Origin of the sequence: Streptococcus sp. GMD3S (assembly GCF_000298695.2) — a bacterium.
GTDB lineage: Bacteria > Bacillota > Bacilli > Lactobacillales > Streptococcaceae > Streptococcus.
Window position 1 is genome coordinate 1 of the sequence record NZ_AJRC02000069.1, and the last position, 1,529, is coordinate 1,529.

2 protein-coding genes are annotated in these 1,529 nt (G+C 40.1%); both read left to right on the forward strand.

Annotated elements, in window-relative coordinates:
* The coding region (locus tag GMD3S_RS0210205) for a heparinase II/III family protein (protein ID WP_025173020.1) at positions 1 to 1,314 on the forward strand (1,314 nt) is incomplete at its 5' end.
* A gap of 59 nt (positions 1,315 to 1,373) precedes the next feature.
* On the forward strand, positions 1,374 to 1,529 hold a 156-nt coding region (locus tag GMD3S_RS10875; protein WP_192812755.1), incomplete at its 3' end, for a LacI family DNA-binding transcriptional regulator.

A 1,529-nucleotide genomic window follows, 5' to 3' on the forward strand; every position in this document is an offset into this window, starting at 1 on the left:
TTCTTTTCAGATAAGATGGATTTAGAAGAAGTTTACCTTTTTGCTTCAGAGGAGTTGAAACAGCAAATTGAGAAGCAGATTTTAGAGGATGGAAGCCAGTTTGAACAGTCGATTCTATATCATGTAGAGGTTTATAAAGCCTTGCTAGACTTGTGTCTCTTGCTTCCAGACTTGCAAGATAGCTTTCAAGAGTTGCTGGAAAAGATGGCGACTTACATTCAGATGATGACAGGCCTGGATGGACGGACTCTGGCTTTTGGTGATAGCGATTCTACAGAAACGACAGAGATTTTGAGCCTGTCTGCTGTGGTTTTGAACAAGGAAGATCTTCTTAACGGTCTGGATGTTAAAGTTGATTTGCTTAGCCTCTTGTTCCTAGGGCGAGAAAAGGTCAAGCGACTGCAGGAATTTGAAAAGAGAGCTTGGCAGCCTAAGTCCATGATCTTTGAAGACTCTGGACATGTCTGCATTAAGGATGAACATCGTTATCTATTTTTCAAAAACGGCCCGATGGGAAGTGCCCATAGCCATAGTGACGAGAATAGTTTTTGCTTACAGTATCAAGGTCAACCGATTTTCATAGATGCTGGGCGTTATTCTTATCGGGAGATAGATGAACGTTATCTCTTAAAGAGTGCTTGGAGTCATTCGACCTGTATGGTAGATGGGAAAGCTCCAGAAAGGATTACGGGATCCTGGGAATATGAATACTATCCTCACTCCCTGTTTTGTCACCACAAAGAAAGAGAGGGAGTGCATTATATTGAGGGGGCTTATTTGTCAGTAGATCCTGATTTGCCTTATCTTTACAGGAGAAAAATCCTCATGTTGGCAGAGGATGTCTGGCTCTTGGTAGATGATATCAGGTGTCAAGGTCAGCATGAGGCGTTGACCCAGTTTATTCTTGACAAGGATGTGACCTATCAAGATGGGAAAATCAATCAGTTGAGACTATGGAGTGAAGTTGATTTTGATTTAGAAGCTACCATTATTTCTCCTAAATACAATGAACTTGAAAAAAGCAGCAAACTCACCAAGCGCCAATTCTTTGAGAATCAGATGCTGGATTATACCATCATTGCGCATGAGAGTTTTGAAATCATCCTTCATTCTGTCTACCAGACAGATGGTCGTGAAGTGGAAAATGCTCTGGCTTTTGAAGTGAAAAATGACGAAACAGACAAGCTGATTTTGTTATTAAGCGAGGACATTTGTGTAGGTGAAAAATTATGCCTCGTTGACGGAACAAAAATGCGTGGGAAATGTCTAGTATATGATAAAATAAATGAGAGAATGATTCGCTTGCAGTGCTAGAAATAGGCATTTTGAATGGTGAATATGTTATACTAAGTATTAGTAGGAGGTGTTTTAGATTGGAGAAGAAACTGACCATAAAAGACATTGCAGAAATGGCTCAGACCTCGAAAACAACCGTGTCATTTTACCTAAACGGGAAATATGAAAAAATGTCCCGAGAGACACGTGAAAAGATTGAAAAAGTTATTCATGAAACAAATTACAAACCGAGC